General features: G+C 56.6%; 23 protein-coding genes and 1 tRNA gene. 14 read left to right on the forward strand and 10 right to left on the reverse strand.

What is annotated here, in order from left to right:
* Nucleotide 1 precedes the first annotated feature (1 nt).
* The 5 genes from ACR0BU_RS17680 to ACR0BU_RS17700 all read right to left on the reverse strand — a co-directional run bounded on the left by ACR0BU_RS17680 (nucleotide 2) and on the right by ACR0BU_RS17700 (nucleotide 5,020).
* The gene (locus ACR0BU_RS17680; protein ID WP_480738260.1) at nucleotides 2–1,030 is read right to left on the reverse strand and encodes a Gfo/Idh/MocA family protein; all 1,029 of its coding nucleotides are present in this window, start codon (nucleotides 1,028–1,030) and stop codon (nucleotides 2–4) included.
* A complete protein-coding gene (locus ACR0BU_RS17685) occupies nucleotides 1,027–1,866 on the reverse strand; it encodes a carbohydrate ABC transporter permease (protein WP_120631798.1) in 840 nt (279 codons plus the stop codon). The genes ACR0BU_RS17680 and ACR0BU_RS17685 overlap by 4 nt, the downstream gene beginning before the upstream one ends.
* A gap of 10 nt (nucleotides 1,867–1,876) precedes the next feature.
* Nucleotides 1,877–2,791 carry a carbohydrate ABC transporter permease gene (locus tag ACR0BU_RS17690; protein ID WP_480738261.1) on the reverse strand — a complete coding sequence of 305 codons (915 nt, stop codon included), beginning with the start codon at nucleotides 2,789–2,791 and terminating at the stop codon, nucleotides 1,877–1,879.
* A 67-nt stretch (nucleotides 2,792–2,858) separates the two neighbouring features.
* On the reverse strand, nucleotides 2,859–4,109 hold the full coding sequence (locus ACR0BU_RS17695) for an ABC transporter substrate-binding protein (protein WP_298936503.1): 1,251 nt from the start codon (nucleotides 4,107–4,109) through the stop codon (nucleotides 2,859–2,861).
* A gap of 29 nt (nucleotides 4,110–4,138) precedes the next feature.
* Nucleotides 4,139–5,020, reverse strand: coding sequence for an N-acetylmuramic acid 6-phosphate etherase (locus ACR0BU_RS17700; protein WP_480738262.1), 882 nt, complete (start codon nucleotides 5,018–5,020; stop codon nucleotides 4,139–4,141).
* A gap of 157 nt (nucleotides 5,021–5,177) precedes the next feature.
* On the opposite strand from ACR0BU_RS17700, the gene ACR0BU_RS17705 reads away from it, so the two are divergent.
* From ACR0BU_RS17705 to nagA, 4 genes are read left to right on the forward strand one after another with little or no spacing between them, the layout of a single operon-like run.
* On the forward strand, nucleotides 5,178–6,065 hold the full coding sequence (locus ACR0BU_RS17705) for a glucosamine kinase nucleotide-binding domain-containing protein (RefSeq protein WP_480738263.1): 888 nt from the start codon (nucleotides 5,178–5,180) through the stop codon (nucleotides 6,063–6,065).
* Nucleotides 6,062–6,829, forward strand: a complete 768-nt coding sequence (locus ACR0BU_RS17710) for a GntR family transcriptional regulator (protein WP_298936506.1) — start codon at nucleotides 6,062–6,064, stop codon at nucleotides 6,827–6,829. The genes ACR0BU_RS17705 and ACR0BU_RS17710 overlap by 4 nt, the downstream gene beginning before the upstream one ends.
* 8 nt (nucleotides 6,830–6,837) lie before the next feature.
* The gene (locus ACR0BU_RS17715) at nucleotides 6,838–7,869 is read left to right on the forward strand and encodes an SIS domain-containing protein (RefSeq protein WP_300071415.1); all 1,032 of its coding nucleotides are present in this window, start codon (nucleotides 6,838–6,840) and stop codon (nucleotides 7,867–7,869) included.
* On the forward strand, nucleotides 7,866–9,020 hold the full coding sequence (gene nagA, locus ACR0BU_RS17720) for an N-acetylglucosamine-6-phosphate deacetylase (RefSeq protein WP_480738264.1): 1,155 nt from the start codon (nucleotides 7,866–7,868) through the stop codon (nucleotides 9,018–9,020). The genes ACR0BU_RS17715 and nagA overlap by 4 nt, the downstream gene beginning before the upstream one ends.
* 32 nt (nucleotides 9,021–9,052) lie before the next feature.
* On the opposite strand, the gene ACR0BU_RS17725 is transcribed toward nagA, so the two are convergent.
* Entirely contained in the window at nucleotides 9,053–9,925 is an 873-nt protein-coding gene (locus ACR0BU_RS17725; protein ID WP_299082380.1) for a LysR family transcriptional regulator, read from the reverse strand.
* 102 nt (nucleotides 9,926–10,027) lie between these two features.
* Here ACR0BU_RS17725 and ACR0BU_RS17730 point away from each other — a divergent pair, with 102 nt between their 5' ends.
* The 7 genes from ACR0BU_RS17730 (at nucleotide 10,028) to ACR0BU_RS17760 (ending at nucleotide 16,913) form a co-directional block, all read left to right on the forward strand.
* Nucleotides 10,028–11,473 carry an aldehyde dehydrogenase family protein gene (locus ACR0BU_RS17730; protein WP_480738265.1) on the forward strand — a complete coding sequence of 482 codons (1,446 nt, stop codon included), beginning with the start codon at nucleotides 10,028–10,030 and terminating at the stop codon, nucleotides 11,471–11,473.
* A complete protein-coding gene (locus ACR0BU_RS17735) occupies nucleotides 11,473–12,450 on the forward strand; it encodes a membrane dipeptidase (protein ID WP_480738266.1) in 978 nt (325 codons plus the stop codon). Before ACR0BU_RS17730 ends, ACR0BU_RS17735 begins: the two co-directional genes overlap by 1 nt.
* The gene (locus ACR0BU_RS17740; RefSeq protein ID WP_480738267.1) at nucleotides 12,447–14,132 is read left to right on the forward strand and encodes a hypothetical protein; all 1,686 of its coding nucleotides are present in this window, start codon (nucleotides 12,447–12,449) and stop codon (nucleotides 14,130–14,132) included. The genes ACR0BU_RS17735 and ACR0BU_RS17740 overlap by 4 nt, the downstream gene beginning before the upstream one ends.
* Nucleotides 14,129–14,758 (forward strand): DUF3726 domain-containing protein, encoded by a 630-nt coding sequence (locus ACR0BU_RS17745; protein WP_480738268.1) that lies wholly within the window; start codon nucleotides 14,129–14,131, stop codon nucleotides 14,756–14,758. Before ACR0BU_RS17740 ends, ACR0BU_RS17745 begins: the two co-directional genes overlap by 4 nt.
* 11 nt (nucleotides 14,759–14,769) lie before the next feature.
* Nucleotides 14,770–15,795, forward strand: coding sequence for an Ldh family oxidoreductase (locus ACR0BU_RS17750; protein ID WP_480738269.1), 1,026 nt, complete (start codon nucleotides 14,770–14,772; stop codon nucleotides 15,793–15,795).
* Between the two features lie 106 nt (nucleotides 15,796–15,901).
* Nucleotides 15,902–16,333: a hypothetical protein gene (locus ACR0BU_RS17755; protein ID WP_480738270.1), complete on the forward strand. Its 432-nt coding sequence runs from the start codon at nucleotides 15,902–15,904 to the stop codon at nucleotides 16,331–16,333.
* 109 nt (nucleotides 16,334–16,442) lie between these two features.
* Nucleotides 16,443–16,913 carry a Dps family protein gene (locus ACR0BU_RS17760; RefSeq protein WP_299082393.1) on the forward strand — a complete coding sequence of 157 codons (471 nt, stop codon included), beginning with the start codon at nucleotides 16,443–16,445 and terminating at the stop codon, nucleotides 16,911–16,913.
* A gap of 1 nt (nucleotide 16,914) precedes the next feature.
* Here the strand turns inward: ACR0BU_RS17760 and ACR0BU_RS17765 are convergent, their stop codons facing one another.
* From ACR0BU_RS17765 to ACR0BU_RS17775, 3 genes are all read right to left on the reverse strand, one after another.
* A complete protein-coding gene (locus ACR0BU_RS17765; protein ID WP_298936517.1) occupies nucleotides 16,915–17,169 on the reverse strand; it encodes a DUF1289 domain-containing protein in 255 nt (84 codons plus the stop codon).
* Between the two features lie 160 nt (nucleotides 17,170–17,329).
* Nucleotides 17,330–18,907 (reverse strand): GMC oxidoreductase, encoded by a 1,578-nt coding sequence (locus ACR0BU_RS17770; protein WP_480738271.1) that lies wholly within the window; start codon nucleotides 18,905–18,907, stop codon nucleotides 17,330–17,332.
* A gap of 42 nt (nucleotides 18,908–18,949) precedes the next feature.
* Nucleotides 18,950–19,498, reverse strand: a complete 549-nt coding sequence (locus ACR0BU_RS17775; protein ID WP_299888467.1) for a gluconate 2-dehydrogenase subunit 3 family protein — start codon at nucleotides 19,496–19,498, stop codon at nucleotides 18,950–18,952.
* Between the two features lie 239 nt (nucleotides 19,499–19,737).
* Between ACR0BU_RS17775 and ACR0BU_RS17780 the strand changes: the two genes are divergently transcribed.
* The 3 genes from ACR0BU_RS17780 (at nucleotide 19,738) to ACR0BU_RS17790 (ending at nucleotide 24,240) form a co-directional block, all read left to right on the forward strand.
* Nucleotides 19,738–22,749 (forward strand): di-heme-cytochrome C peroxidase, encoded by a 3,012-nt coding sequence (locus tag ACR0BU_RS17780; RefSeq protein ID WP_480738272.1) that lies wholly within the window; start codon nucleotides 19,738–19,740, stop codon nucleotides 22,747–22,749.
* Between the two features lie 142 nt (nucleotides 22,750–22,891).
* Nucleotides 22,892–23,281, forward strand: coding sequence for a hypothetical protein (locus ACR0BU_RS17785; RefSeq protein WP_480738273.1), 390 nt, complete (start codon nucleotides 22,892–22,894; stop codon nucleotides 23,279–23,281).
* Nucleotides 23,281–24,240: a tyrosinase family protein gene (locus ACR0BU_RS17790; protein WP_480738274.1), complete on the forward strand. Its 960-nt coding sequence runs from the start codon at nucleotides 23,281–23,283 to the stop codon at nucleotides 24,238–24,240. Before ACR0BU_RS17785 ends, ACR0BU_RS17790 begins: the two co-directional genes overlap by 1 nt.
* Before the next feature lie 237 nt (nucleotides 24,241–24,477).
* Here ACR0BU_RS17790 and ACR0BU_RS17795 read toward each other — a convergent pair.
* Nucleotides 24,478–24,554 (reverse strand) — tRNA-Met (locus ACR0BU_RS17795).
* Nucleotides 24,555–24,567 lie beyond the last annotated feature (13 nt).

Raw genomic sequence — 24,567 nt, forward strand, 5'->3', positions numbered from 1 at the left:
GTCATGTCTCCTTCAGGTTGACCGGCTGGCCGGTTCGTATACTTTCGTCGGCGGCAAGGCAGATGCGCAGCGATTGCACTGCGTCGCTCATATGGCGGGTCAGATCGATGTCCTCAGCAATCGCCTGCAGCATGTAGGCTTGCTCGGCATCGCACAGCTGTTGATGACCCGGTTCGCCGTCCATTTCGATCAGGGTGTCTCCGTCAGGTCGATGGATCAGAATGCCACCAACTTTGGTGTGGCCGTCCACATCATCTGAGTCACCCTTGTTGCCTTCGGTGATCGACACGGCACCGTTGGGTGAGACGATGTCTTTCACGAAGAACGCCGTTTCAGACATCATCGGGCCCCATCCGGCCTCGTACCAACCCACCGAACCATCTTCGAAGACAACCTGAAACTGGCCGTAATTATACATATCCGGCGCTATTTCATCAGACAGGCGCAGGCCCATTCCGTTTACACGTATGGGCAGCGCATCTGTTATTTGGCACATCACATCGACATAGTGGACGCCACAGTCGACGATGGGGGACGTGGTCTGCATCAGCGCCTTGTGAGTTTCCCATGTCGGGCCAGTCGACTGCTGATTCAGGTTCAGGCGAAAGACATATGGCCCGCCCAGATCGCGCGCCTCGGAAATCAACCGCATCCAGGACGGGTGGTGGCGCAGAATGTACCCAACGACCAGCTTACGATTGGTCTCAACTGCTTTGGCAACAACACGACGAGCATCCTCAACCGTCGTTGCCAGCGGCTTTTCGACAAACACATGCGCGCCAGCCTCCATCGCCGCGCAGACATAGTTAGCGTGGCTGTCCGAATAGGTCGCAATCACCGCGAGATCGGGTTTGGTCTCAGCCAGTGCAGTGTGGAAATCAGTGTAGACCGGATAGCCTTGCAGATCAGTGTGAGTTACCTCACCTGATCGATTCACCAACCCAGCAATTTCTGCGTCGGAATGGTGATGATGGGCCAGCGCGTGGCTAAGACCCATATTGCCCAAACCTGCGATCAAAACGCGGATCATTTGACCGCCCCTGACGTGATGCCGCGGATCAGTTGCCGCGAGAAGATCACGTAGAGAACCATGACCGGCAGGATCGCCATGCTTAGCGCAGACAGAACAGCGTTCCAGTCCGTGACGAACTGTCCGATGAAGACCTGACTGCCCAGTGTCAGCGTCTTGGTTTCTTCTGCCGGGGCCAGGATCAGCGGGAACCACAAGTCGTTCCAGATCGGGATCATGTTGAACACAGCGACGGTCGCCATGGCTGGACGGACCAGCGGCAGGACCAGCCGGAAGAAGATGGTATATTCGCTCAGCCCATCAATGCGGCCTGCGTTTTTCAGATCGTCGCTGACCTGGCGCATGAACTCAGACAGGATGAATACGGCCAGCGGCAGACCTTGCGCGGTATAAACAAGGATCAGGGCCATCAGCGAGTTCACAAGCCCCGTTGCCACCATCATGTCAAGGATCGCCACCGTGCCGATACGGATCGGGATCATGATGCCCAGCGCCAGATAGAGGCCCATCAAAGTATTGCCCTTGAACCGATACTCGCTAAGCGCAAAGGCCGCCATCGCGCCGAACAAAAGGATGAAGAACAACGACGCCACCGTGACGATCATCGAGTTCTGGAAGTACAGGAAGAAATCCCCCTGTTTCATCACCGTCTGGTAGCCAATCATCGAAAACGTGTCGGCATCAGGCAAAGCCAGCGGCTCGCGAAAGATCGCCTTACGGGATTTGAAGCTGTTGATAACGATCACAAAGACCGGGAAAAGCGCGATCAATGTGTACAGGATCAGCGCGCCGTGCATCGCGGCAATGTTGAACGGGTTTCTGCGGGCTTTGTTCATGGTCATTCCCTCAGAATTGATAGCGGCGGATACGGGTCTGGATCAGGAACAAATACATGCAGACCCCTGCCAGGATGATGAAGAACATGCCCGTCGCGATGGCCGACCCCATATGAGGATCCCCCAGTTGCAGCTGGAACCCGAAGAAGGTGCGATACATGAAGGTACCCAAAATATCGGTCGAGAAATCCGGCCCCGCCAGCGCGCCCTGTGCGGCATAGATCAAGTCAAACGCGTTGAAATTGCCAACAAATGTCAGGATCGAAATGATGCCGATCGATGGCAGGATCAGCGGCAATTTGATCTTCCAGAACGCGGCTAACCCGGTGATGCCTTCGACCTCGGCCGCCTCCAGAATTTCTTCTGGGATCGACAGAAGGGCGGCATAGATCAGCATCATCGGGATGCCGACGAATTGCCAAACCGAGACCAGCGCCAGCGTGGTCAGAGCGTATTCTTCCTTGCCCAACCACGGTGCATACAGGGATTTCAACCCGATCGCGGACAGCATGTCTGGCGCGATCCCCCAGATTGGCGACAGGATCAGTTTCCAGGCAAAGCCAACGATCACAAATGACAGGATTGTCGGGATAAAGATGGCGGACCGGTAGAAGGCTGCAAATCGCAAACGTGGGTGCGAAAGCATTGCAGCCAAAACGATCCCAATGGGGTTTTGAACCAGCATGTGGATGAAGAAGAACCAGAAATTGTTCCCCAAGGCATTCCAGAACGCGTCAGACCAAAGCGGATCCCCAAACAGAGTGCGAAAGTTGTCCAGCCCGACAAACACACGGGACTGATCGATCTCGGTATACAGCGCCAGACGCAATGTATTGAAAAGCGGAACGACCATGACGGCCGAGTAGACGAGCACTGCGGGCGCAAGAAAAACCACGATGTGCCATTTGATGCGGCTGCTGCCCATAACGTGCCTCTACGGTTCGGAGTGGTTCCGGCCTTCGGGCCGGAACCGGTTTCAAGTGAGTGGTGGATTATTGATGGGGCGCGTACCAGGTGGCCAAGCCATCCTGCAGCCGCTTGCCTGCATCCTCTGGGCTTTCTTCACCTTTGATCACCTGAACCGAGGCGTTCCACGTTTCGTTTTCAAGGTTCGGCGTTCCGCGCGACAGGATTTGATAGGTCGAACGGATGGTCGACCCACACTCACCGCGCCAGCTGACGAATTCCTGAGCCAGCGGGTCCTCCATGGCCACATCGAAGTTCGAAAGCGAGAAGAAGCCCGGCAGCGCGTTTGCATAGATCGTTGCAAACTCTTCTGATCCAACCCAATCAAGGAAGGTCCGGGCAGCCTCGGCGTTGGGGGAGGCGGCATTCATGCCAATGGCAATATCCGTGTGGTCCGAGATATAGCAATCGTCGCCTGCATTCGGAACCGGCGGCTTGAAGGCGCCCATTTCGAAATCAGCCAGATTGTTGAAACCGCTGATTTCCCAACTGCCCGCCGGATAAACGGCCGCGCGACCCAGTGTGAACAGGTTCTGACTGTCGGGATAAGTCTGTGCCTCATACCCGTCGCCCAGATACTCACCCCATTTGGCCAACTGGCGATACGGCGCCACCCAGGCCTCATCCGTCAGCTTCTGCGAGCCGTCGATCAAAGCCAGACGGCCCTCTTCGCCTTTCCAGTAGTTCGGGCCGACGTTGTTATAGCCCATCGTCGCGGCTTCCCACTGGTCATTGGTACCCATGGCCATCGGAATATAGTTACCGTCTTCCTTGATCTTGCCCAACACTTCAAAGAATTCCGCCTCGGTTGTCGGAACAGACAGCCCCAATTCGGCAAAGGCGTCTTTGTTGTAGATGAAGCCATGGATCACAGACGCCATAGGAACACAGAACGTGGCGGAGCCATCATCTGACTGCCAGGCGGATTTTGCGACGTCCGAGAAATTGGCCATACCGCCCAGATCGGACAGGTCAGCCAGATGGCCAGCATCATAAAGACCCAAAGATGTATCGAATGGGCGACATGTGATCAGATCACCGGCCGAGCCTGCATCCAGCTTGGCATTCAGTGCCGCATTGTATTCTGCCGGGGCAGATGGTGAGAATTTGATCTTGATATCCGGGTTCTGCGCTTCAAACGCCGGAATGATCTTCTCCTGCCAAAGCGCCAGGTCATCATTGCGCCAGCTTTCGATGGTCAGCACCGTTTCGGCCTGTGCCGCACCGGCCAAGGCCGATGACGCCAGCAAAATTACAGTTAGCGATGTTTTTCTCATGGTCTTCTCTCCCTAGTGTTTGTTGTCATTCACAATTGCTCAAGCGCGGGACGCAAATGCCCGCCGGATTGGGCCAACATCTGATCCGCTTGCGTTACAGTGGTTGCGCCGGCCGCCAACAAGATGGCCGGCTTCAAGTTCCCTGCGGCCTTATGTAATGCCAGGCGCGCCTCGGCATCTGAAACGCCGGCGATCTTCTTGATTATCCCCTCTGCGCGTTGGCGCAGTTTGCGATTATCCGCGACAACATTCACCATCATGCCGTCGTGAACATGACCCAGCCGAATGCCCATCAGCGTCGACATCATGTTCAACGCCACCTTTTGTGCGGTGGCCGCCCCCATCCGAGTGGAGCCTGCGATCAATTCTGGCGGCGTGTTCAGGAAAATCGCGCAATCCGCGTGCTCGAATAAGGGAGCGTCATTGTTGTTAGCTATGCAGATAATCTTGGCGCCAGCACTGCGGGCGTGACGCACAAAATCAAGCGGAAAAGGTGTGGAACCGCTGGCGGATATGGCAATAACCGCATCCCCCGACCGTACCCCTGCCGACGCCACCTTGGCTGCATCGACATCATCTTCTGTATGACCCGGCATTTCGGCCCCAGTCGGAATTCCGCCAGCCATGGAAATTGAGATGAACTCGGGTGACAGGCCGTAAGTGCCGGGCAATTCCGCACCATCGGCAAGACCCATCAACCCTGAAGATCCAGCAGCAACATAGTGTATGCGTCCACCGTTCTTGATCGCGTTCGAAAGAAGTGCCGCGCCCTGCGACAGCCCCGCCAGACACCCGTCCAAACCGTTCAATGCAGCCTTTTGCCCATCAAGCAAGCAGGCGAGCACGTCGGCATCGGAACGCAAATCCAATCCCTTAGTTCCCTCACCTAGCATTTCAGTTTGCGGCAGCATATGATTCCCCCTTGGTATGCCATATAATACCTATACAATACCTTTTGTCTACACCGGCCTTTGAATTTTCCCTATTTCAGCCGATTTTTTGAGATTTTCCGGATAATTTTTTGCAAAGGTCTTTTTTTCAACCGAAAGGTATTGTAAAGGTATCTATATGACTGAGTCCTTCCCATATCTCATTGCAGTTGATGGTGGCGGCACGCGCTGCCGATTTGCCATGACCGCACCCGCGGGCCTGCTACGGGTGACTCTGGGCAGCGCCAATGTGTTCTCGAATCGCGATTCAGCGATCCACACATTGAACGCAGGTTTGAGCGAGCTGATGGAACAGGCAGCTCTGCCTCAGTCAGCTTTGGCCAACATTCCTGTCTATGCGGGCCTTGCCGGCGTCACGGACGCACAGGCGGCATCGGAAGTTGCAAACCAGCTGCCTTCGCGGGTTGTCGAAGTCGAGGATGATCGCAGATCGGCAGTCGTTGGCGCGCTGAGATCAAAGAACGGTTGTCTGATGGGTGTCGGGACCGGATCGTTTCTGGCCCGCCAGGTAGACGGTCAGATCAGTTTCATTGGCGGCTATGGCCCTGTGATTGGGGATGAAGCGTCAGGCCACTGGCTTGGCAAACAGCTTTTGCGATCTGTGCTGCTCGCCATGGATGGCATTCGACCCCACAGCCCGTTGACGCAAGACATCAGCGCTCGATTCAACGATGACCCCGCGAAAATTGTTGCGTTCTCAGGTGCTGCACGCCAGGCAGAAGTTGCGGATTTTGCACCCGATATCGTTTCCGCTGCCAAAGCAGGAGATCCGGCGGGGCAGGAGCTTATGCAGAAAGGCGCTGACTATTTGGCGGGGGGCTTACGTGCGCTTGGCTATTCCAGCGGAGATCCAATCTGCGCCATTGGCGGCGTTGCGGCCTGCTATCAGGATTACTTGCCAGCCGAGATGGCTGCGGCGCTGACCGAGCCGGAGGGAACTGCCATTGACGGAGCCCTGCAACTGGCGCGCCGGTTGGCAAAACGCGCAAAGGTGGGTGCTGAATGACCGCGGATACAATCGAAGACTTTCTGAAGTCCGATGACTGGATGCAGGACGCTGCCGGGCCCCGATACGTGCGTCTGCGCAAGCGGATTGAAGAGAGCATCGAAACGGGCCTTCTGGGCGAAAGTGCGCCGCTGCCCGCGGAACGAGAGATCGCCACTCTGACAGGCTTGTCCCGGGTAACGGTTCGCCGGGCAATGCAGGATCTCGTCGACCGGGGCATCATTGTCCAACGCCAAGGATCCGGCAGTTTCGTTTCAGACGGAACGCCAAAGGTGGAACAATCTCTGTCCCGGCTGACATCCTTCACCGAAGACATGACCCGGCGGGGCCTGAATTCATCCAGCGAATGGCTGGAGCGTGGCGTTCACACCCCGTCACCGGAAGAAGTGATGGCACTTGCGCTGTCGTCGGGCGAAGCTGTCGCTCGGATATCCCGTTTGCGACGCGCCAACGACCGGCCAATGGCAATCGAACGCGCCTCATTGCCGATTGATATCTTGCCGAAACCGCAACTTGTCGACTCGTCGCTTTACGAAGTTCTAGGGCGTGACGGAAATCGGCCCGTTCGGGCATTGCAAAGAATTTCTGCAATCAATCTTGAAAGCGAGGATTCTGCACTTCTGGGTGTCGAGCCGGGTGCAGCCGGGCTGCGCATCGTACGCACCTCATATCTGGCCAACCGCCGGGTTGTCGAATTCACGCGCTCTATCTACCGCGGCGATGCCTATGATTTTGTGGCAGAGCTGCGTTTGGCCAATAGCTAGGACAAAACATGCAACATCTGATCACCCGCATGCGCCGGGAAATCGACGAAATACCTGCGGCCGTTGACCGGTTGCTGACACATGGGCAGGCCGATATCGCGGCTGTCGCCGATGTCGCGCGAGACCTTGACCCGACCTTCATCGTGACAGTTGCGCGCGGCTCGTCCGATCATGTCTGTACTTATCTGAAATACGCATCCGAAATTGTCCTGGGCGTTCCAGTTGCCTCGGTAGGCCCTTCCATCGGGTCGGTCTATGATTCCGTCTTGAAGTTGCAAAACGGGCTTTGTCTGTCTGTATCTCAGTCAGGAAAAAGCCCAGATATTCTGGCGATGGCCCGCAACGCAGGACGCGATGGCGCCATGACCGTTGCGCTGACCAACGATGCTCAGTCTCCGCTGGCAAAGGCCAGCACATATCCAATCGATATTCAGGCAGGCCCCGAACTGAGCGTCGCGGCAACCAAGACCTTTGTCACCTCGGCGGTTGCCGGTCTCTGGCTCCTGGCCGAATGGAGCAAGGACGCGGCTCTGTTGTCTGCGATCCGGGCTTTGCCACAGCAACTGGACGCCGCCACCAAAATCAGCTGGCCGGAAGTGCGGGCTGCAATTGGTGAAAACTCATCGCTGTTCACCTTGGGGCGAGGGCAGGCTTTGGCCGTTTCGAATGAGGCTGCGTTGAAGTTCAAGGAAACCTGCCAGCTGCATGCCGAAAGCTATTCGTCAGCCGAGGTTTTGCATGGGCCGGTGTCGATCGTACAAGACGGCTTTCCGGTTCTGGGTTTTGCTGCCGCCGATGCCGCGGAAATGCCTCTGTCAGAGGTCGCCGACGCGATCAGCGCCAAAGGCGCGCAAGTGTTTGCGACGACAGACAAGGTAAAGCAGGCGGTCAGAGTGGATCATGTCCGCACAGATCATGCCCTGACGGATCCCCTAAGCCTGATTGTGTCGTTCTATTCCATGGTCGAAGCTTTTGCAGCTTCTCGGGGAATCGACCCAGACGCGCCGCGCCATCTTAAGAAGGTCACCGAAACGGTATGAGCAGCGCGCTTCAAGCCATCACCGGAGCCGAGGTTTTGACGCCAGACGGCATAGTGCTTGACCATGCGGTTTTGCAGCGCGACGGCCGAATTGAAGCCGTCGTGCCGGTTTCTGATCTTGGGCCTGACGTCCAGACAACAACGGTTGATGGCGGCTTGCTCGCACCCGGATTTGTCGACCTTCAGGTCAATGGCGGCGGTGGCTTGATGTTGAACAATGCCCCCGAGGTCGAGACGTTGCGTGTGATGGCAGCCGCCCACGCCCGAATTGGCGCAACTTCGATCCTGCCCACATTAATCACCGATACGCCCGAGGTAACGCGGCGCGCAGTAGCGGCTGCAATTGCCGCAATAGCAGAAGGTATTCCCGGTATACTGGGCCTGCATCTGGAAGGGCCTCATCTATCCGTATCACGCAAGGGCGCGCATGACGCCGCGCTGATACGTCCGATGGAGCAGTCAGATCTGGAAATACTTTTGGAAACTGCGACACTGCTGCCGGTTCTGAAAGTCACCGTTGCCCCTGAAGGTGTATCAAATGCCCAAATAATGGCGATGGCTGACGCGGGCATCCTGGTGTCGTTAGGTCACACTGATGCCAGCTATGACGCCTGTAAGGCAGCCGCGAACGCCGGCGCGCGCTGTGTCACGCATCTGTTCAATGCACAAAGCCAGATGGGAAACCGCGAACCCGGAACCGTAGGGGCGGCCCTTGCATTGGGCGATTTATCCGCCGGTTTGATAGCGGACGCCATCCATGTGCATCCGGCCTCGATGAAAACCGCGCTTGGCGCAAAACAGGGGCCGGGCTGTGTGTTTCTGGTCAGCGACGCGATGGCAACCGCTGGATCAGATATCGAAAGTTTCACGCTGAATGGGCGGGAAATTCACCGCAGCGGTGATCGGTTGACGCTTGCAGACGGAACGTTGGCCGGTGCCCATCTTGAGCTGTTGGATGCGGCACAAAGCATTTCGGAATTGTCCGGTGTGGCACTGGCCAAGGCGTTGGAGATGGCCAGCCGCCTGCCCGCCGACCTGATCGGTCAGAATCAGATTGGTCGGATTTGCCCAGATGCTGCGGCCGATATCTTGCACATTGGCAGCGCAGGACGGCTAGAGAGCGTTTGGCAGGGTGGTCGCAAGCTCAGTTAGCCCCAATTCTGAAGCGGCAGTCGAGGCACGCATTACTCAAACGTCTGGGACAAAATGAACGAGCTGCAAGCCTCGGTCAGATCCCTGAAACGCGCCCTTTCGCGTATATAGAGATAGACCTGACGTTTATCGGGCAGGTCCGCAAAAGGTCTGAAGGCCGTCGAATCCGGAATGACCTGCGCGACGGTCTGCGGCAACACGGTCGCCCATTGGCCGGTCCGCACCATCGTGATCAGTGAATGCGTGTTGTGTATGGCTATTTCCGAGCTTTCAAGCACGTCCTTGAAATCAGGAGATTGGATAAAATCACATAATGCGTTTCGCACAAACCTAGTGGCCAACAGATCCGAGATTTTTGGTGGCTCGGCACGCGTTATCAGCGGGTGATCCGACGCAGCGACCAGACCAAAGCGATCTTCAAACAAGGGGACCGTTCTGACCCCATTCAGCGGGTGTTCGCCAGATGCTATTCCGATATCCGCCTTGTCCCCGGCGATGGCGTCCAGAACCTGCTGGGTGTCTGCATCGCGCAGCTCGATCTTCAGGCCGGGGAATCGCGTTGTCATGTGGTCAAGCAGGGCTGGAAACACTAAAGCCCCAACCGAGGGAACAGATACAACGCGGATCAGCCCGTGTTCCGCTTTGGCCGCAGCCTCGATGCTCTGCACCGTCTGATCAAATTCCCGCACCTGTTTAAGCGCCAGATCAAACACTTGCTTGCCCATCGGGGAAAGGGCGTTCTTTCTTTCGCCCTCAAACAGTTTTTTGCCCAGATGATCTTCCAACTGTTTCAAAGTCATAGAGACCGCAGATTGCGTACGGCCTAGCCGGTCTGCAGCTTCGCCAAGGTTACCGGTCTGGGCGACCGTACAGAAGCAGCGCAGCATCTCGACCTTGATCGCCATATTTCAAACTTTCTTAACTTACTTAAAGTTATTTGAGTTTGACTGATGAGACCTACAAAATCCATCCTATCCCAAATTGAAATTGCGAATTTGGGGTCTGACGTGACAAAACTGAACCTTATTGCCGGCGAATGGCTGACTGGCGAAAGCGAAATTGAAAACCGGAACCCTTCGGATCTGAGCGATCTGGTCGGCATGTTCGCGCAAGCCAGCGCAGATCAACTCGACGCGACACTGGATCAAGCACGCACCGCACAGGCCGAGTGGGAGGCGTATGGCCCCGAACGCAAGCAGGCCGTTCTGATGAATATCGGTAGTGAGTTGATGTCGCGCGCCGAGGAGCTCGGCACCCTTCTGGCCCGCGAAGAAGGCAAACCCAAGGCCGAAGGCAAAGGCGAAGTTTATCGCGCCGGTCAGTTCTTCACCTATTACGCCGCCGAGTGCCTGCGCCAGATCGGTGAGAATGCCGACAGCGTGCGCCCCGGAGTTGAGATCGATGTGCGCCGCGAAGCGGTGGGTGTGGTGGCGATCATCAGCCCGTGGAACTTCCCGACCGCGACCGCGTCGTGGAAAATCGCGCCGGCACTTTGCTATGGCAACGCGGTGGTCTGGAAACCCGCCAACATCACCCCGGCCTCGGCTGTGGCTCTGACCGAGATCATCGAACGTCAGGACATCCCTAAAGGTCTGTTCAGCCTCGTTATGGGTTCGGGCCGGTCCATAGGTCAGCGTCTCGTCGAAAGCCCAGAGGTCAATGCCATCTCGTTCACCGGTTCGGTTCCTGTTGGTAAAGGCATTGCGTCCGCCGCCATCCAGAATCTGACCAAGGTTCAGATGGAAATGGGGTCGAAAAACGCGCTGGCCGTGATGGACGACGCCGATCTTGATCTGGCTGTGACTCTGGCGCTTGGCGGTGCCTTCGGCGGCACCGGTCAGAAATGCACGGCGTCTTCACGGCTGGTCGTGCACGCGGGCATCCATGACGCCTTTGTAGAAAAACTGGTTGCCGGTGCTCAGGCCATGAAAGTCGGCCACGCGTTGGAAGAGGGCACGCAGTTGGGTCCCGTTGTCAGCCAACAGCAGCTGAGCGAAAACCTCGCCTATGTTGATCTGGGCAAATCCGAGGGTGCAGAACTGGCGTGCGGCGGTCAGCGCCTGGATATGCCCCATGACGGCTTCTACATGTCGCCCGGCGTGTTCCTGAACACCACCAACGACATGCGCATCAACCGCGAAGAGATGTTTGCACCCCTGACCAGCGTCATCAACGTCGGCAGCTATGACGAGGCGCTGAGCGTCGTCAACGCCACCAATTTCGGGCTGACCTCGGGCATCGTGACCCAAAACCTGGCCCGTGCCACCCACTTCCGCCGCAATGCGCGGACCGGCGTGGTGACCGTCAATCTGCCCACCGCAGGCACCGATTATCATGTACCCTTCGGCGGACGCGGCGACAGCTCGTACGGTCCGCGCGAACAGGGTAAAGCAGCCGCTGAGTTCTACACCACAGTCAAAACCGCTTATATCAGTGCCGGAACCCCAGTCTGATGCGGATCGACGGGCTGCAATATGTGAACTGGTCGGAGAAGGTTTTCCGCCAACTGCGCGAAGGCGGCGTGGATGCCATCCACGTCACCATCTCGTATCACGAGAACTTTCGTGAAACGGTTCTGAACTTTGAAAAATGGAATCGCTGGTTCGAGCAGTATCCGGACCTGATCATGAAGGGTCAGTGGGCCAGTGACATTGATGTAGCCTGCGAAACCGGACGAACGGCCGTATTCTTCGGATTTCAGAATCCCTCGCCAATTGAAGACGACATTGGCCTGGTTGAAATCCTGCACACGCTGGGTGCGCGGTTCATGCAGCTGACCTATAACAACCAATCCCTGCTGGCGACCGGGTGTTACGAGGCCGAAGACACCGGCATCACCCGCATGGGCAAGCAGGTCATCAAAGAGATGAACCGTGTTGGTCTTGTCGTCGACATGAGCCATTCGGCGGACCGCTCGACCATCGAAGCCGCCGAACTGTCCGAGCGTCCCATCGCCATCACCCACGCCAATCCATACGAATGGTCCCCCGCCCTGCGCAACAAGCGCGACGAGGTCATCCGTGCGGTGACGGAAAAAGGTGGGATGCTGGGCTTTTCGGTCTACCCTCATCACCTGAAGGACAAATCCGCCTGCACGTTGGAGAGCTTCTGTGAAATGATCGCCCGCACGGCAGACAAATATGGCGCTCAGAATCTGGGGATTGGCACCGATCTGTGTCAGGACCAACCCGACAGCGTGGTCGAATGGATGCGGGTCGGGCGTTGGACCAAGGAAATCGACTATGGCGAAGGCTCGGCCAGCGCGCCTGGCTTCCCGCCGATGCCGAACTGGTTCAAGGACAACCGCGATTTCGGCAACATCGAATCCGGCCTGCGCAAGGTCGGCATGAGTGAGGATGAAGTTGCCGGTATCATGGGCGGCAACTGGTACCGGTTCTTTGCAGAAAACTTTGGACCTATGAACGTATGACAGATTCGCGCTCTCATATCGCTCGCCGGGATCCGGCCACCGTGATGCGCCTGTCGCGGCTGGGATCGCTGCATCAGTGCAGGCTTAGCTTCATGCGGCAACTGACACGACGCATGGCGAATGAGGGGTGGACGTTTTCCAGACCGGTTTTCAACATCGATGATGCGGGCGTTGGCCACGCTGTCTACTCCGCGCACGGACCGGAGCGCACCTATTCCTTGTTGGCGTTTGCCCATGACCTGCCACCCGAACAACGCTCGGATCGGGTGATCGCCGAAGCCTGGGATGCCACGTTCACCCTGTTTGACGGGGTCCCGACAAACGAAGATATCGACAGGCTGTCGCAAAACGTACCGTTGCAAGAGGCCGGACGCGTTAGCGAAAGCGAGCTGTCCCTATCCCGCGCAAACCGGTCCGTTCGATTGTGGGCGCATGTTGTGGACCGGCTCGCAACAGGGCAGCAACCCGATCTGGAACAGATCTACAAGGTCGGCTACCTGATGCGGACAACTGCGGTATACGGATCCGGCAAGTTTGGTGCCGCAGATCGCGAAAAGACGGGAAACCGTCCAGAAACCAACGCGCCCTTCCAGACCGAAATGCTATCGGTCTATCTGACCCGCACATTTGTGCGTGATCTGGTGCAGCATATGGCGCAGGTCAAAGGCGGCGAAGCCACAGCCAAGCTGGATCCGGGCATTGCCCGCTGGCTGGGGATTGGCAATTCAACCGGCCTGGGCATGGCGCCTTTCATCGTCAACCATCCGATCCTGTTCAACAACTGGATCATGGTGCGAGAAGAGGCCATCTCGCGTGTTCGTTCAATCAAAACCGCTTCGGCAGAGGAAGACAGAGCGTTTCGGGAGATCTTTGAACGCAGCAAATTGTCGATGTCGTGGTGGTGCTCGGAACATCCGGTTCAGATCAAAAAGCTTGCTGCATTGAACGCAGATCTGTCCTCCATTTCAACTTATCTGAGCCAGGAAAAATTGCAGCGCGACTACCCTTGGGACCGTTTGGTTCGCTGGTCGGAAACAGCGTTGAGCCAAGAAGGACAGGAACTGGTCGCCTCGCTGATCCTGGAACCTTACGGGGATCTGGTGGATGGGCTTTCGTCTTGCATGGCCGACAGCAACTCTGGCGCGCATGTGATTAACGGCGCGATGCCCGTCACCGAGGTTCGTTCGCTTTTTGACCAGAGTTTCGGATGGGCAATGGATCTGGACTGGACCGCACCCGAAAACTGCGCCCGGGCCTGGTACGTGTCCGAAGAAAAACTGGAACCCCGGCTGGGCGAACGGTTCAAAGAGCCTATTGCCGAGTATGAACAACCCTTGGCCCCAGCGCGGGACGCAGTACGCGCTCAAAAGGCGCTTGCAGAATGGGACGGCGAAGCCCTGATTGCAGAATTCCTGCTGCGGCACCCCGAACATCGTCACGCGGTGCGCCGTGCACAGATGGCCACCGTGGCACCTTATGGTGAGATTCACGACAACACGATCAGCGCTGACGTCCTGCCCATAGATATGCTGAGGGCAAAGCTGTCCTTCTTTGGTGCAACGCATTTTGATCCACGCTCGGACCGCTGGGTGCGGATTTGTATGTATTCCGGCGCGCCCTACCCAGAGGATCTGATCCGCGAAAACGCCGATCTGTGGGTGTATCCCGAGGTTCAGAAATGAGCTTTTCACTGAACGAGGTAGAAGCCACGGCAAAGCGCGCGGCCCGGGGTGCCGGATATGCTTGGGGTATCGCAGAAGAAGCTGGAAAAGCGACGCGGTGGCTGTGCGCCCAAGGGCTGGATGGGCCGGCCGAACTGGCCAAGCTTTTGGACATGGGCTTCGCCGGATCATTGGACCAGCACATGCCACAAGACCTGACCGCAGATTGGGTGGGTGAAAAGGACCTGTGCCCCGTGACCTGTGGCGCGGCCCTATCTGACTACGCCAAAAAGTGGCAGGCTGACCCGCTGCATCTACAGCGTGTTGCTCTGCCGCTTTTGCTGCTTCCTTTTGTTGCCAATGCAGTGAAGCGTCAGAAAGCGGTCGCCACGATCACACTCGACGGCATCAATGCTGTGACAGATGGCACGCGGCTTTCCTGTCCTGATGCTAACGCGCACCGGGCCGACAGCGTGACTGTAAGCACTGGTGGCACGTTGGAAACGACAAGGCCAAGACAGACGCGCGCTACCCCTGATCCGGCCAGTTGGGATGTTCTCACCAACTTTGCCTTCCGGACCTACGCCCCCGCAACCGAGCAATCCCGGCTTTTGGGCGCAGGGGCCGGTCTGTCGGATAATGACTGAAGGATACTCTCATGACTGAATACAAAACGCTCTCACTGGCTGACATCGAAGAGCTGTCCTTCAATGCCCTTGTCGCTGCAGGAACCAGTGAAGAGAATGCGCGCCCGCTGGCTGTTGCAACGGCCGCAACCGAGGCTGACGGCATCGCCAGCCACGGCTTGGCCTACATCCCGATCTATTGCGAGCACGTTCAATGTGGCAAAGTTGACGGCCGGGCCAATCCATCGCTTGAAACACCACGCCCCGGCGTTGTCAGAGTCGATGCGGCCACCGGATTTGCCCATGCGGCGATCGATCTAGGGTTCGAAACTCTGATCCCGGCAGCGCGGACACAAGGTATCGCGGCTTTGACGATCAACAACAGCTACAATTGCGGGGTGTTGGGCTACCACACCTATCGTCTGGCTCAGGCCGGTTTGGTTGGGCTTGGATTTACCAACGCGCCAGCATCAATCGCCCCGTCCGGCGGATCGCGCCCAGTCGTTGGTACCAATCCGTTTTCCATCGCAGCCCCGGGCACCGATGGACAGCCCGCCCTGCTGATCGACCAAAGCGCCAGCACCATTGCCAAAAGTGAGGTGATGAAACATGCCCGCGAAGGCAAGGCGATCCCAATCGGTTGGGCACTTGACTCGGACGGCAACCCCACAACCGACCCCAGCGTTGGCTTGAAAGGCAGCATGGCGCCTTCGGGTGGTTACAAAGGTGTTGGCGTCGCCCTGTTGACCGAGGTGATGGCAGCGGCATTAACCGGAGCAACACTTGGAATGCACGCCTCGCCGTTTTCGGGAACGGCCGGAGGGCCCCCCAAAACAGGACAATTCTTCATCGCAATTGATCCCGCCACAACGTCAAACGGCCTGTTCTCAACAGCGATCTCGGATCTAGTTGACGCGATTCGGTTCCAGGACGGTGCGCATTTGCCAGGTGACGGACGCCGGGCGAACCGGTTGTCTGCCCGCAAAGACGGCGTTTCGGTCAACACCGCAACCCTTGCCAAAATCGAAGCGGTTCTGAAACCTGGTTCGGGGTCTTGACGCAAGAATCTGAGAGCGCGGCTTGTATCCGTTAAACCCAAGCACTATTGTCAGGTATTGAAAATGGCTGCTATGGTGCCATTGAAGTCTCGAGCAATCCCAGACCATGATTCAGGCAATCAGTTTCAGACAAGCGGATGCACCGTGTGCCCCCTCATCACCTCGGATGACGGGCCGATCTTTGCGGATCATAAATCACCTTCGGCTGGTTGCGCTGGAATGCCGATCTGCGTCGCGGGTCGATCTGGATCATGCCTGCGCCTTGCTGCTGGCAGATCCCGCGGATGCACAGATGCGTCATGCAGAAACACTGATGCGTGGGTTCCGTCAGGCGGTTTGCAAACGGCCGGTATTTTATCGCCCGGGCACTGCTGATCTGTCCTTTGATGAGGCCTGGCTAGGGCGCTTGTTCGAGGCGATCGAACAAGAGGACAAGGACAGTTTCCGATTCTTGATCCAGTCCCGGGTTCCACGCTGGACGCAGAGAAATCTAGCCTTCCTGATACGTTCGATTTCCGAGCAGTTTCATAAGTTTTAGAATTATTCTAAAAAGTTCTTGGAATATCTCTGTGATCCTCTAAATATGGGTCAGGACGCTGTTTTTTTGCCGAAGCAGCATGACAACCAGCAGAACCAAGGTGATTTTTATGACTCAGACAGCTATTGACCTGACCACAGATTCCCGTGCCGCAATCGCCGACGCATTGAACCAATCAGTGGCAGAGACCGCAGTGACCACCATGTTGGCGCAGAATTTTCACTGGAACGTAACAGGCATGGCCTTTGGGCCCCTGCATGAGCTGTTCCAGAATATCTATGAAGACCATTTCACCGCGCAAGATGATTTGGCCGAACGTATCAAAGCACTGGATGCGCACGCCGAAGGTACGTTGGCCGGAATGCTGAAACGGTCGAAAGTCACCGAGCACGACGGCACTGCATCAGACAAAGAGATGATCAAGGCCATGCTGGACGCGCAGGAAACGCTGGCATCGACACTGGCTGGCTGTGGCGAGCTTGCGGCCGGGCACGGCGACACATTAACCGAGGATTTGTGCATCAGCCGCGGTCAGACCCACGAGAAGTTCGCATGGTTCCTGCGCTCTCACCTGCGCTAAATTAGGCGGCCAGGGTAAATTTGACCTTGGCTTTCTTCTTCTTCAGTTTTTTCAGATAGGCCGGTCCCCAATGGGTGTACCGGCCCATTTTTTCCTGCTGACAGATCAACATCTGAACAAAAGCTTCCTGCTGATCAGAACGCTTGATCGACTTGAACAGCTTTTTTTGGCTTTTCGACATAGAGCATCCGATGCAATGGCCCTCGCGACGGAATTTGCAAACGTCGATACAGGGCGACGGGACTTTCTTACTCATGGATGAAACTCGCTGAAAAAACCGCCAGAGTAGCGGCTCGGCTGCTGACTTGGTCTGTCTAATGACCAAAATAGGTAGCTTTGTCGAGATAGCCAATCCATGTGGAGAAAGACCAGAACTATTACCTCCCATGCGGCCAGTCTCGGCGCCATTGACCTGGTCAGCGCAATAGCGATGATTTGTTGGTGCGAATGTAGTCCACCGTCCGAAAGACCAGCGCCGCCAATGTCGCTGTCGGATTAATCGCACCGGGCGTAGGGAATAGGCTAGCACCTGCCACAAACAGATTGTCGACTTCGTGAACCTGCCCAAAGGAATTGGTGACCGAAGCGGATGGGTCGTCTCCCATGATCGTTCCACCCAACATATGCATCGGGCTCCGGGCGCCTGCCCAGGCCTCACTTGTTCCGGCGGCCTTGAAAATCCGCAGTCCTTCAGCTTTTGCCAATGTCACTCTGGCAGCATTTGCCTGAGGAAGCGAGTTGGTGACAAGCGCTTGCGGCAACCCGAAACGGTCACGACTCGATGGGTCGAGAGCAATATGGTTTTCCGGGATGCTGTCTTCTTCACACAGAACTGTCATATTGCCGTAATGCGCACTGGCTTTCTGCATGTAGGCATCCAAAGCGTCGCCAAACAATTCGGGTTTTGCCAGTGCCGTTCCAAGCAGATCGTTTGGTTTTGCAGCTTGACCGACGAGCCACGCCCGACTGCCAAATGCTCCGTCTTCTGGCTGCTTGTTTTCATACCCCTCCAGACATAGTGTGTTGGCCCCCGAAACGCCCAAATGCGGCTCGGTTTCCTGAGGGAACAACCCGTGGATCGTTGTCAGAGCATGGGAGGTAAAATACTGTCCCAACGTTCCGCTGCCATTGCCCAGCCCATCTGGGTGCTTGTCATTGGATGACAGCAGCAAGAGCCGGGCATTCCAAATTGTATGGCAGGCAGAAATCACGACTTTGGAGGGTTGAAAATTTTCCTGACCGAGCTCGTCAAGATAGGTAACTCCGGTCGCCAAAGATCCGGACGGGTCGGTTTCAATGCGTACTACATAGGCGTTATGGCGCAACTCAACACCCGCTTTCTTGGCGCGCGGCCACTGCAGCACAAGCGGGTTTGCCAATGCTCCAATCGGGCATCCCGAATCGCACCAGCCGTCGAGAAGGCAACCAGCCCGCCCATCGAAGGGAGTGCTGTTGATCGCAAGTGTGTTGGACGTCAGCTTCAATCCTTCCGTCTCAAATCCTTTCTTGATGGCTGACGATTGCCTTGAGATGGGAATAGCGGGCATCGGATAAGGAGCACCTGCCGGAGCATGGGGATCGGCGTCCCCTGACACGCCGAAGTAGGTCTGCGCATGGTCATACCAAGGTCGCAGATCCTCGTAGCTGATGGGCCAGTCCAGACTGCGCCCATACAATGAATGGACCCAAAAATCATCCGGGTGCAAACGGTACCAGTTCGCGTACCAATGCAAACCAGCGCCGCCCGTCCCCCATCCCATTGCGAAATTTGCTGCGCCGACCAAATCGCCCGTTTCGCGGACTTCCGACCCCGCCCACCGAAGGCGCCGCGACCAGATTTGCGAACTGATCATATCCGAAAGCTTACGCTCGGGCCCGGCCTCCAGAACCAGTACATTGAACCCTGCCTCACCCAGTTCGGCCGCCATTGTGCTGCCAGCGATACCAGACCCTGCAATGACAACATCAACCAATTCATGTGAGATTTTCTTCATCGGCCCCCTGTCATTTGGATCGTGCCTTTCGCAAGCGTCATATTACCAGGGCTGCGGAGGCGGGATGTGAGCCAGATAAGGTATTCCGATCTCTGCAAATCCAGCTTTTGTTCCATAAACAACGTCAACCGCGTCACTTCGTGAGATGAAGTAGAAGAAATTCGGATCGGGATCTGTCCAGATCTCCATTTCCGAGGCCACGCCTGCGGCAATCATATCTTTCTGCTGGTCAAGAGACAGTTTCACAAATGGCAGGTCAAAGCGGTGATGACTCTCTGCATCAATTCCGGCAATGCCCTTACGATAGAACCCTGCCATGTCGCTCGCATCAAGATATCTTAACAGCAGAAGAGACTCTGCTTGATGCCCTGCAAGGTTCTGATCAACAAACCGCGCCACTCCAGCCACGTCTGCTCCTGAAACAATGGTCTTACACCAAGCGGCAAGGGTCTCGGCTTCGCTTATCTTCAGATACTGATAGTTGGCTTGTTCGATGTTGGTTGCCTCACCACTAAAAGACGGGCGGTGCAAAACAGCACTGGCCCAGAGTGTGGTTGGGATCATGCGGGTCACAAAGCGTCGACGCTTCATCCTTCGACCTGTGTTAGTCATTCTCCTGTGTATGCTGCCATTTTCGCAGCAGCAAAGCCTTTGTCAAATAATGTTCTGAACACAGCCGGGAGCAGCTGGCGCTGTGAGCCCGTCAACTGGCAATGCCGGTTTGGTTAGTCGTCCTGGGCCGCCAAGCAGATTTTCTGACCGATTGACGTCTATTTGTGCTACAGTCAAAGGATATTTTTTTACGATATTGATTTTTTAGGGGGACGAAAATGGGCCGCATTTTCCTTACTATTTTTGTGTTTTTTTCAGGAATCGCCGCCGCCGGCGATTTCTCCCAAAACGATGTGTCTATTCTTCTCGAAGCGCCGATAAGAGCAGATGATCCCCGAGTTATTCTGCCCGAGGCTGCTTTTCCAACCAATCTCGCAGCAATCGCGGGTGCCGTCATTTCGAATGTCAACGCGATGCCCACTGCGGTTGAAACCATCGATTCCAGTATTTTTACAGATCGCCGGGATCAGCTGCATGTGGCCTCGATACGGATCGACCCGGGCGCACCAGGTTTGCACGCGGCGTTCCGCCCGTTTGGGCGCAATCTGCAGATCCGGTTGGTGGTGCAACCGGTCGATTTCAACTCGGGCGGCGCGCCCATCAGGGATGAAGCGGTGCATCTGGTCTACACGTTTGGGGCGGATGCGTCCAACGCTCCTCCGGTTTGCCCTTTCCGGATTTTACCGGATCAGACGGATATCGATGATTTTCAGGCCGCCATAGATGACCTTGCCGCCATCCGTGATGAATTGGCCGGGATGGGTGTGGTCACTGCCGAGACGCCCTTGGGCGTGCATCCCGCATTCGACACTCCGGCAGCGGCAGAGGTGCTGACGGCGCGTCTCAGCAGTTTTGTGGAAACGCATCTGGGCGCTAATCGACTATCGGCGGTCTCAGTAGCTGGATTGCCACCCGGCGCGCCCGAGCCTTGGGTTTTTCTGGCGCTACAACGCGCAGGAAATGGTTTCACGCCGGTGCCAAGCCCGGCCGTTGCCCAACCGGATGATGTGACCGCATCTAAAAACTTCCAACAGATGCTCAGCTTTCTGGATGACCCGGAAAACGGCGGGGTCGTTCCGCCCGGACTGACGCGGAATCACCTGCCGGTGGATTGCCTGGCAAATTTCGTGCTGCCGGTTTTTGGGCTTCCCCAGCCAGACGCCGACGACGGAGTATCCACCAGCACGCTGTTTGGGTCCGGCGACAACACGCCGCAAAACGCCGCTGAGATTTCGGCTGTCATCGCCGATCCTGCTGTGTCGCATTTCTTCAATACAGATTGTGTTAGCTGCCACACGGAAACCCGTCGTGAGTTGGACGCTGCAGCTGACCCTACCGCCGTTGCCACACGTATTGCCGCCGAAGAACAGATGGCGCAGGATGACCTGCCGCGCAGTCCGGACGGGATGGGCGACCGATTTGATCGTTGGAACATTCGTGCCTTTGGGTGGTTCCCCGGATTTCCGGCGACGGACGGTCGGGCTCATGCCACTGTGGTACGCCGAACCGCACGCGAAACCGCCGAGGTTGTGGCATGCCTGAACGAAGGAGACTGGACCAACCTGGATCAACCCTGTCTGGCAGAAGATCATACACAGTTTTTAGATCAGGGCTGGTCAGATGGCATCCGCAGGCAGTACTACCACACCAGTCAGGGGGGCAAAATCATGCCTCTCAGCTGGTTTCTGGCACTAGAGACCAGCGATGGGACAGAGCGGTTTGCGACGCCTGCAAATCTGGCTCGCTATGGTCTGTTGCCGTCGCCTGTTGATGCGCGCAACCCCCATGGGCTGCCTGTCGGGTTTGCCGCGACCGAATCCGAGAGCGGCCCGCATGTCAGCCTGAATTGTGCGTCATGTCATTCCGCAGATGTGATCATCGAGGGTGAAGCTTTTCGGATTGATGGTGCGCCCGCCAGTTTTGATTTCGACCATTTCGCGGCGGAACTGGCGAAAGCCGTGCGAGAGACCGGGCAGTTGGATGTCACTGATCCAACAGATCCCAAACCGTCCGAGCGGTTGAAGATATTCATGCAAAACCTTGCCCTGACAGATCCCGCTGCACTAGGTGATCCGGAAGAATTCGTTCCACAGTTTCTAGGTTTTGCCTCGGACTTCTCGGGGCAGATGGCGCAGCGCAGTCCGCTGCACCCTTCAGGTCCCGGCCGGGTGGATGCGCTCACCCAGATCGTCAACGCGGTGGCAGTCAAAGACCTTGGTGTGATGGAAAACCTGGCAACACCACGCGCGCCCACCAGCTATCCGCCCTTGTGGATGGCTGACCAGTTGGAATTCGTACAGTGGAACCTTGCAGTCGCGGACCCGTTCTCGCGCAATCTGGGTCAAGCTTTGGGTGTGTTTGGAAGCGTCGATTTCACACCGGAAAAGCAGTTTGAATCGTCTGCAGATAAGGCTGCATTAGAACTGTATGAAACATGGATCAAAGATCTGACCGCTCCGAAGTGGCCAGAAGATTTGCTAGGCCCGATCGACACTGGTTTGGCTGAACGGGGTCGCGATCTCTTTGCGGCGAATTGCGAGGAATGCCACAACGCGCCACCATATCGTATGAGCGACCCGAGCGAGAACCTACGCGGAGATCAGTTTATAGAGGTTGGCGCAATTCCGGTTCAAGCTGCGGGTACCGATAGTGAGTACACGCGGGCTTTCACTCAGCGTTGGGCCAAAAGCGGTTCGCTGCAAAACCCAACAGAACCGGGTGGGTTGAAACCCGTCGTGCCCTCCGTACGCCTTCTGCAAGTCGTCGTGAGGGAAGTTGTCCAAAAAGCACTTGGCAGTCAGGCAGCTGCGAAAATGCGTCTGCGGCCGAATGCTCACCCCGATTGTGCATTGCGAAATGCGCAGATTGGAACGGCTGAGCCTTGTGGGTATGCGCCACCCTTCCAAGGGGCTGCGTTGAAAGCCAGCCCACTGGTCGGTGTCTGGGCCACCGGGCCGTATCTGCACAACGGCTCGGTTAGGACGGTCTATCAGGTGATCTCACCCCCGGGTGAGCGTGAACCGGTGTTCTTTGTGGGCGACCGCACACTGGATACCGAACGTCTTGGGTTTGTCAGTACAGAACAGGACAACGCCTTCCGCTTTGACACGTCGGTGACCGGAAATGGCAATGGCGGTCATATGTTCTGGGACACGCCCTTCACCCATGACGAAAAGATGGCAATCATTGAGTATCTCAAAGACCCAGATCGTTTTCCGATTGATAGGTGATCTGAGGGCCGACCCCTAACCGTCGGAAACGAAGTCCAAGCTAGTTTCCGGCGTCTCAATTTCGTTTGGAAGCCGCGGGTATCTGAGCCGTTGAACCCGCGTCCAAGCAGGTCAGCGCAGTAGCAGTAAAGGAGGTGTCGTGATGACCGATAAGCATATGCAACATGAAGACCGGCCAGAGGTAGACCTGGGCACTCTTCACCTTCCCACCGGGTACACACAGGATACTGGCCATCATGGGCATCAGAAGTCCTTTACGTCGACAAGAACCGCGCTTCACCGCGGCCAGAAAATCAAAATCCGAACAACATATCGCATCGAAATCGACGGTGAGCCCCTGACCTTACACACCATGGTTCTGGATGACGGGACCGTGCATTGCCATGGCCTGCCAAACTATTCTTTCCCGTCTGCAATCGATCTTGCACGGTCCATTATCGATGCCTCGCGCCTGGCGCCAATGGAACGCAACGAACTTGGAATGGGGCATGACGACCATGATGGTCACGCAGATCATGGGGGGCACAGCTAATGGCCGGCACCAGAGAAAACATCCTTGTCAGCGAAACCGTGCGCGATCAATTCCTCCAGGGCATGCTTGCGCTGGACCAACCCAACTCGGGGATCTTTGCCCGGGACATTGCCGCTTTCCTAAGGAACAATAATCTACCGCTTGATATTGTTGGCACAGACCAAGAGCTTTCGATCTACGATCTCTTTGTTTTCTGGCATGTTCTGGCCATGTCGATCCAATTGTCGGTCGGCAACGCCGCCCATAGCGGGCCGATCTTTCTGCCTTGGCATCGGATGTATCTCATTCGCCTTGAACAAAACCTGCAGCAGGTTCTTGGCGACCCCGATTTTGGTCTGCCTTACTGGGATTGGGCCGCGGACGGAGAGCTGCCTGTTGCAGATCAATGGCGCACAGACCTGTGGTCGCCTGACTATATTGGCGAGGCCAGAGGCGCCGTCCGGTCCGGACCTATCGCCGCTATGCGCGTGCGGCTTGTTCAGGATGCTAGAACCGGGCGGCTTGTCTCGACCACCCCGCGGCCCATTCAGCGTGCGGGGGGGCTTGATCAGCGGGTCAGAACCCTGCCAACCGAGGCGCATGTCGAGACCGCGCTTGCCCAACCGACCTATGATCGGTCCCCCTGGAACCAAAGCGTCATCAGTCATCGCAACGTGCTTGAGGGATGGTTTCAGGGGCCACAGCTGCACAACCGTGTTCATGTCTGGATTGGCGGTGATATGGGACCTGGCACGTCACCCAATGATCCGGCGTTTTTCCTCAACCACTGCAACGTGGACCGTATCTGGGAGATGTGGATGGACCGCAATGGCCGCGATTATCAACCAGGGCGCAATCGCGGCCCGCAGGGCCATAGGATCGATAGCACGATGGTTTCAATTATCGGACAGGCCCTCAGCCCGGAACAGGTTTTGGATCCGTCCGTTTGGTACGCTTATGACCACCAGCTTATTGCTTAGTCCGGCGGAGTGTTACGGAACACACCAAAACTACGATACCTGGAACAGTATCCTGTCCAAGCTGGCCGCCGGCGCGTTGTAAGATATTTCTTCTCAACAGGCGGGTAATCTCTGTTGTGGCTCTGCCACAGAGCTTTTCCGCACCGTTTGCTTCCACAGTGCTTCCAGTTGTGTTGGCGGAACGCAAAAAGTCTCGCGAGTTGCGAGGCTAAGTGTTTGATATCCGGTTTTAAAGATTGGTTGCGGGAGTAGGATTTGAACCTACGACCTTCAGGTTATGAGCCTGACGAGCTACCGGGCTGCTCCATCCCGCGACAGTTGGCGTTG

This window comes from Ruegeria sp. CK2 (genome assembly GCF_056536585.1).